This window comes from Candidatus Omnitrophota bacterium (genome assembly GCA_013791745.1).
Lineage (GTDB): Bacteria > CG03 > CG03 > CG03 > CG03 > CG03.
In genome coordinates this window covers 1-7,087 of record VMTH01000093.1, presented here as the reverse complement: position 1 = coordinate 7,087, position 7,087 = coordinate 1, and the positions used below count along the sequence as shown (strand labels likewise).

Here is a 7,087-nt window from a genome sequence, read left to right as displayed (position 1 = left end):
CCCAGCACTTTTTTAAGAGCGATGTTCTGTTCCCATACATGAGGAAACTGGCGGATGAGTTCCGGCACCTTTTTTTCGCCGTATTTTTCGGCGATGAAAATCATCATCTTCTGTGATTGCTTATAGGCGAGATAGACCCTGTATCCCTCAAGATGAGAGAAAGATATCATGTCATCCGCGGCGAGCGCAAGCCCGTTAAGATAAATATCCCTGAGAGCCGCCGCGTCCTCCGGGTCCCATATATCGGAGCAGAATTCCGCCAGCCCCTCCTGCATCCACAGTGGGATGGGATAAACCATCGTCCTCACAAGGGACAAACTCCTCCAGAAACCTCCGTAAAATATGTCAAAACTGTTTATGTGCGTGTATTCGTGCCCTATGATGTGCCGCATTTCGCGGGGGGATGTGTAAAAAGGCATCACAAACCTGTTTTTCATGGGCTCGGAAAACACGCCCGTGCCACACCCGACGGGATAGAGCCTGTTGGACTGAAAATCAGGATGAGTTTCAAAAAAGAGAAAATTAGCTTTCTTTTTAAGGCGCACTCCGAGAAAATCGGATATCTCTTTTTCTGACCTTTCTATTTCCCCGGCGATCTCCTCCGCTTTGCCGCGCAGAGAGGGATAAAAATAAATCTTACAATGCTCTGTTTCGCAGCTTTGCCAGTCAAAAGTTTTTGTGTAGAGCTGATTCTTGCCGAAGCCCGCGCCGAGAGCGCTCCGGGCGAAAAAGGCGGAAAACGCCGTGAAAAAAAATATTAAAGTAAAAACGGGGGCTTTTGTCTGGCTGATAAATACCCCGCTGCCCGCGGCGTCCTCGTCCGCCGTCGGCACGGTCATTCTTTTTTCAGTATGTCGCCTATGCTGAAGCCCGTGGATTCGGTGGAATAATACTGCCGCATCGTTTCATGCTCTTTCTTTTTTTCCAGTTCTTTGATGCTTATTTCCACCTGAGAGCTGTTCTCATTCACCTTCACGATCACGCCGGTCACTTCCATGCCCGGGGTGAATCCGTCAAGATTTTCTGTTTTCTCATGAGCGACCTGTGAAATGTGCACAAAACCTTGAACGCCGTCTTTCATGTCCACGAGAATCCGGTCTTTTGTCGTACCGGTCACGGTGCCTGTGACGACACTGCCGCTGGAGAAGTCCTTAAAAGGATTATCTTCAAGCTGCTTTATGCCGAGATATAACTTTTGTTCGTCGGGTATTATCTCAAGGATTTTAGCCTTGAGCTCGGAACCTTCGCTGAACATATCCGCGGCGGAAGCGACCCTCTCTTTCCACGAGAAATCTTTCAGAAGGATAAATCCCTCGAGGCCATCGCCCACAGAAACGGTCATGCCATTTTTCACTATATGCGTGACCGCGCAGTCTATCACCTCTCCGACGGAATGTTTCTGAGTGTAAGCTACCCAGGGATTTTCCTGAGTGTTTTTAAGGCTGAGCGAAATCCTTTTAGCCTCGCTGTCAATGCTGAGCACCATCACTTCCACTTCCTGCCCGGGTGTGAGCAGGTCCGCGGGTTTGCTGTTCCTCGCCCATGAGATCTCACTCACATGCAGAAGCCCTTCCAGCCCCGGCGCGAGTTCCACAAAAGCGCCGTATTCAAGGATTCCCTTGACGATGCCCTTGTGTATGCTGCCGACCGTGTATTTCTCATTGATGTTGTCCCACGGATGCGGTGTGGTATCCTTAAGGCTGAGCGAAACCCTGTTTTTCGTCTTATTGAGTTTTGTCACCTTGACATTGATTTTCTGTCCTATCTGGAGCTCGTCCGCGACATTCTCGGTTCTCCCCCATGAAATGTCTTTTATGTGGAGCAGGCCCTCAAATCCGCCTATATCCACGAAAGCCCCGAATTTTGTTATTCCTTTTACAGTGCCTTCGCGCACGTCGCCTTCGCGCACATCATCCCAGAATTTATCCTGGTTCTTTTTATAATCTTCCTCGACGACATCGCGCCACGAGATGACTATATCGTTTTTCTTCTGGTTGAATTTTTTTATTTTTACCGGCACCGTTTTACCTATTGTGTCAGCTATGTTTTTGACAGGAGGATATCCTATCTGGGAATTCGGCATGAACGCCGTGATGCCTTTTACGGTGGCCTTGACCCCGCCTTTTATTTTTTCCGTTATCAGAGCCTCAAGCACGTCGCCCGCCTCAAACGCCTTTTCCAGCTCGTGCACTTCTTTGTATTTCTGTGCCTTAGCCCACGATAGCGTCGGATGGCCGTCCGTTCCGGACATATCGCAGATATACACTTCTATGTCCTGTCCCACGGAAACGCCGCCGATGGCCGGGATCTCCGAATGGGGGAGTATCCCCTCCACTTTCGCGCCTATGTCCATGAGGACGCCCACGTCCAGAGAAACATCAAGCACTGTGCCTTTAACGATACTGCCTCTTTCCAGCGCCGGTATCGCATTCACAACTTCATCCATCAAATTTTTCATTTCACTCATTCAACACACCTTCCTGGCGATATCCAATACAAGCTCTCGCGGGGAGGAAGCTCCCGACACGATGGCGAGCGGATATCTGATTTTATTTTTTTTAATTTCATCCGCTGATGAAATTAGCGCGACAGCACAGTGTTTTCCGACAATACCCGATAAGGTCATTGTGTTACTGCTCTTACTGTCACCGACTATTATAACCATTTTTGACTTTTTTGCAAGCGCCTCTGCTTCTTTTCTCCTTTTTTTGGCCTCACTGCATATCGTGTCGATCACCAGCGTCCGGGCGCTTTTGCCCAGTGCTTTAGCGGCTAAACTCACAAAAAGATCGCCGCTTATCGTGCTCTGGCATATGATCGCCCGACACCGGGCATAAGGAAGAGCGTCGGCATCAAGAGCTTTTGATATGACAGACACCTTCTCTCCTGCGCGGGAGACAAAGGCCTTCACTTCCGCGTGGCGGGGGTTGCCTATAATGGCTATTTCATAGCTTTTACGTTTAAGCTGTATTATGTCTTTGTGAATTTTTTTCAGTATGGGGCATGTGAAATCATGTACGATACAGCCCTTTTTTCGCAGCGACGATATTTCTTCAAGAGGCAGCCCGTGGGCCCTTATTATCATGTGCGAGCGCGGCGGGATCTCTTTCACGGAAGAAACGGTTTTCAAGCCCTTTTTTTTAAGCGATTCGATGACGAAAGAATTGTGTATGATATCTCCTACGCAGTAGACTTCATTCTCCGCAAGGAGCTTTTCCGCGCCCTTAACAGCCATGGCCACGCCGCCGCAGAAACCGGCGAAGCGGGCAATCGTCATCCGTTTTCGTTTCTTCGCAGCTGTTGTCATATTGTCAAGCACCCTGCCTGTCCGGCAGACAGGCGTTCCCTGTTCTCTCGAGGGCGTTTTTTATTTTTCCGCAGATACTTTCCGCCGTTTCCCTCGTATATGGCATTTTCCTTTCCGGCAGATCGATGGCATCGCCGATTCGAACCCTTATCCTTCCCAGCCTTCCCCAGCGGTTGGTGCCGGATATGAACACCGGTATAACAGGAACGCTCGTGTGATAGATCAGATAAGACACGCCTCTTTTTATGTCTCCTATCTTATCCGTTCCGCTTTTGTTGCGCGTGCCTTCGGGAAACACGGCTATGTTTTTCCCGCTTTCCGCCAGCGCTATCGCCCGGCGGAAAGCTTTACGGTCGAAAAATTCCCGGTTCACCGGAAAAGCATTCAGCGCCAGGATCAGAGCCCTGAACAGAGGATTGGAAAAAAGCTCCTTTTTCGCCATGAAATGTATCGGTTTTGTGGATATCGCGCCTATGACAGGGGGATCCAGATTGGAAAAATGATTGGCGCAGATCACGGCGCCGCCTCTCGGCACGGAGCCTTTTATGCTTCCCCTGAAAAGACCAAGCACGAGGAGCTTGAAGATTATCCTGAGAGAATGATAAACAATATTATTTTCCCGCATGCGTCACGATAATATTCGCCACTTCCTCAATAGACTTATTCGTCGAATCTATTACGAAGGCTCCTTTCGGTATGATAAGCGGGCACAGTCCCCTGTTCAGGTCAAGATTATCCCGTTGGTTGATGTCCTCCACGATCTCTTCCATTTTGACTTCCGCGCCTTTCTCGCGAAGTTCCGCCCAACGGCGGCGGGCTCTTTCGCTTATACTGGCGTCAAGATAAAATTTGTATTCAGCGTCGGGAAACACCACCGAACCTATATCCCTGCCTTCCATCACCAGGTTTTGTGCTTTTGAAAAAACCCTCTGTTTTTCTCGGAGAATTTTCCGCACCTCTCCGAGAGCCGCTATGATTGAAGTTTTGTTGGTCACCTGTCTCGTGCGTATCTTATCCGTCACATCCTCGCCGTCCAGAAAGATCTTCCCGTTATCAAGCCGTATCTCGGACTGCCCGGCGAGACCGATTATCTTTTCGGTGTCCGAAAAATCGCATCCGTTTTTCAGCACCTTGTATGTTACCGCCCGGTACATCGCTCCCGTGTCTATGTATGTGAAGCCGAGTTTTGCCGCCGCTATTTTCGCTATGGTGCTCTTTCCCGCGCCCGCCGGCCCGTCAATTGTTATCACTTTCATTATTCGCTCCTTATGTTTTTATGTGTCTGCCAAGTTCCTTAAAAAATCCGGGAAAAGATATTTCCACGCCTTTTGTGTCATCTATGACGCTTTTACCGTCGGCGGCAAGAGCCGCCAGCGCAAGCATCATTATGATACGGTGATCGGCGAAGCCCGATACGGCGGCGCCTTTCAGTTTGACCGGGCCCCTGATTATAAAACCGTCAGGACGCTTTGTTATATCCGCGCCCATTTTCCGGAGCTCGGAATAAGTGGCCTCTATCCTGTCGCATTCCTTGACGGCCAGCTCGCCCGCGCCGCTGATAATGGTTTTGCCTTCAGCCTGCGTCGCGCAAAGCGCCAGCAGAGGCACCTCGTCTATCATCGACGGCATGTCTTTTGCCGAAAAGACGGCGCCTCTGAGAGAGCTCTTCATCACTAAAATGTCGGCGACGGGTTCCTTCCCTAAAAATCTTTTATTGCTCAACCTGTATTTCAGCCCCATTTTTCCAAGCGCTCTCAAAAACCCCGCGCGCGTGGGATTCACACCGACGTCCAGGATCTTAAGGCGGCTTTTGAGGATCGCAGCGGCGCATATAAAAAAGGCCGCCGAAGAGATATCTCCCGGCACTTTTATCTTACAGGCTTTAAGTGTCTGCCCGCATTTCATCCTGATCTTTCCCGCGGCGGCGGAAATCCTCACGCCGAAAAGCTTCAGAATCCGTTCCGTGTGATCGCGCGAAATTATTTTTTCATTTATTTTTATTTCGCCCGACGCGCCGAGAGCCGCCAGGAGCAGCGCCGATTTGACCTGCGCCGACGGAACCGGCATCGTATAATTTATTCCATGGAGTTCGGCCTTTTTTAAACGCATGGGTAAACGGCCGTTTTTACAGGTGACGGAGGCCCCCATGAGCTTAAGCGGTTCCATCACTCTTTTCATCGGCCTTTTAGACAGCGAGCCGTCTCCGGTAAAAACAGCTCCCGCCCCCTGCCCCGCGGCGAATCCGGCGAGGAGCCGCACCGTTGTGCCTGAATTTCCGCAGTCCACGGGCTTGGCGGGCGTTGAGAAAGGCGCGCCCGTTACAGTTATTGTCGACCCCTTTTTTTTCACTTTCGCGCCGAAAGAGGCGACAGCCGAAAGTGTGGATTTACAATCGGCGCTCAGAAGAAAATTCTCTATGACGCTGGTGCCGGAGGCGGCGGATGCGAGCATCGCCGCGCGGTGGGATATTGATTTATCCGGAGGTATTCTAACGCTTCCGCTTATTTTTTTTGCCGGCTTGATTATCAGATTTTTCATAATTTCCGCTTATTTTTTTCAGCGTTCGCAGAGGGGATGTTTTTTTCTCAATGGATAGTATCATCGCGTCAAGGCTCTTCCTGAAATCCCGCGCGCGAAGGATCAGCGCTTTTCTGTTCTGAGCGAAAACAGCGCTCCACAAAGCAGGGCTGCTTTTAGCTATCCTTGTGATGCTCTCAAAACTCCCCGCGGCGGCGTCTCTGACGGAGGGATGTTTTTTTTCAAAACGGCAGAAGGATTCCGCGAAACAAAAAGCTATAAGATGCGGGAGATGGCTCGTGACAGATGTGAACGCGTCGTGCTTTTCCGGATCTATGCTCACGCATTCGGCGCCGGCGCCCGCCCAGAATCTTTGCAGGATCTTTCCGCCCTGAGCAGAAGAATTTTTACCTTTTGCTATGAAGACAACAGTCCCTTTGAAAAGATCGGAACGGGCGTTTTCAAAACCCGTCTTTTCGCTGCCAGCCATGGGATGGGCGCCGCAAAAAGAGACGCCTCTTTTTTTTGCCGCGGGAAAGAGAGACGCGCATATCTGCCTTTTCACGCTACCGACATCGGTCAGGAGCGCGCCTTTTTTCATAAAAGGTATTATTTTTTTGCCGAGTTCTATGATCGTGTCCACGGGCGTTGAGAGGAATATTATGTCACATTCACCCGCGCGGGACAGATCCGTTGAGACCTCGGAGCATATGCCGGATCTGAGCGCCTTTTTAAGCCGCGAGGGATTTCTGCCGAAACAGATGACCTCTTTCTTTTTTTCCAAAGCGTAAGCGGCTATGGAGCCGCCTATCAGCCCCGCACCGACAACACCTATCTTGTCGTTTTTCATAATGGCAGATTGTAGTAGTTATCCCCTCAAATGTCTACGTTTGTAATGGTATTTTCTTTTTACTGGTTTCAACAAAAGGAATAACTGTTCAAGTCAGCGGTAGCATTAGCTATCCACTGTATTTGTTTGTTCGGCATTGACAGAAGTCGATTTTAACGATTTCCATAATAACAGAAAGCCAATAAGTAAAAGTGCTGCTCCTAATAAATCAAACCACATAGGTTGAAATTGCACCTTTTGATATGTGCCAGGCAATGAATATCCTGAAATGTTTATTTTTAGTAGTGACGTGATTATAATAGCATGCACATTGAAAATGCTATGAGCTATAATGCATGGAATAATGGAATGAGTTTTTAAATATAAAAAGCCCATCAAAAGGCCAAGCGCCAAACTTGCAAAAAATTGATATG

At 49.4% G+C, this 7,087-nt stretch carries 8 protein-coding genes; all 8 read right to left on the bottom strand.

Annotation, left to right across the window (positions count from 1 at the left end):
• Positions 1 to 839, bottom strand: an 839-nt coding sequence (locus tag FP827_04245; GenBank protein ID MBA3052284.1) for a hypothetical protein, incomplete at its 3' end; no start/stop codon positions are given.
• Positions 836 to 2,467 (bottom strand): 30S ribosomal protein S1, encoded by a 1,632-nt coding sequence (locus FP827_04240; protein MBA3052283.1) that lies wholly within the window; start codon positions 2,465 to 2,467, stop codon positions 836 to 838. The genes FP827_04240 and FP827_04245, both read right to left, overlap by 4 nt.
• On the bottom strand, positions 2,468 to 3,307 hold the full coding sequence (gene ispH / locus FP827_04235) for a 4-hydroxy-3-methylbut-2-enyl diphosphate reductase (protein ID MBA3052282.1): 840 nt from the start codon (positions 3,305 to 3,307) through the stop codon (positions 2,468 to 2,470).
• 4 nt (positions 3,308 to 3,311) lie between these two features.
• Positions 3,312 to 3,932, bottom strand: a complete 621-nt coding sequence (locus FP827_04230) for a 1-acyl-sn-glycerol-3-phosphate acyltransferase (GenBank protein ID MBA3052281.1) — start codon at positions 3,930 to 3,932, stop codon at positions 3,312 to 3,314.
• The gene (locus FP827_04225; protein ID MBA3052280.1) at positions 3,919 to 4,563 is read right to left on the bottom strand and encodes a (d)CMP kinase; all 645 of its coding nucleotides are present in this window, start codon (positions 4,561 to 4,563) and stop codon (positions 3,919 to 3,921) included. Before FP827_04225 ends, FP827_04230 begins: the two co-directional genes overlap by 14 nt.
• A 10-nt stretch (positions 4,564 to 4,573) precedes the next feature.
• Positions 4,574 to 5,845, bottom strand: coding sequence for a 3-phosphoshikimate 1-carboxyvinyltransferase (aroA, locus tag FP827_04220; GenBank protein ID MBA3052279.1), 1,272 nt, complete (start codon positions 5,843 to 5,845; stop codon positions 4,574 to 4,576).
• Entirely contained in the window at positions 5,796 to 6,674 is an 879-nt protein-coding gene (locus FP827_04215) for a prephenate dehydrogenase (GenBank protein MBA3052278.1), read from the bottom strand. Before FP827_04215 ends, aroA begins: the two co-directional genes overlap by 50 nt.
• A 105-nt stretch (positions 6,675 to 6,779) precedes the next feature.
• Positions 6,780 to 7,087 (bottom strand): CPBP family intramembrane metalloprotease (locus tag FP827_04210; GenBank protein MBA3052277.1); only part of this gene is annotated, 308 nt, incomplete at its 5' end.

What these genes read in the sequence shown, in the direction of transcription:
- FP827_04225 (MBA3052280.1), bottom strand. Translation starts at nt 4,563, where the DNA reads ATGAAAGTGATAACAATTGACGGGCCGGCGGGCGCGGGAAAGAGCACC.
- aroA (MBA3052279.1), bottom strand. Translation starts at nt 5,845, where the DNA reads ATGAAAAATCTGATAATCAAGCCGGCAAAAAAAATAAGCGGAAGCGTT.
- ispH (MBA3052282.1), bottom strand. Translation starts at nt 3,307, where the DNA reads ATGACAACAGCTGCGAAGAAACGAAAACGGATGACGATTGCCCGCTTC.
- FP827_04230 (MBA3052281.1), bottom strand. Translation starts at nt 3,932, where the DNA reads ATGCGGGAAAATAATATTGTTTATCATTCTCTCAGGATAATCTTCAAG.
- FP827_04240 (MBA3052283.1), bottom strand. Translation starts at nt 2,467, where the DNA reads ATGAGTGAAATGAAAAATTTGATGGATGAAGTTGTGAATGCGATACCG.
- FP827_04215 (MBA3052278.1), bottom strand. Translation starts at nt 6,674, where the DNA reads ATGAAAAACGACAAGATAGGTGTTGTCGGTGCGGGGCTGATAGGCGGC.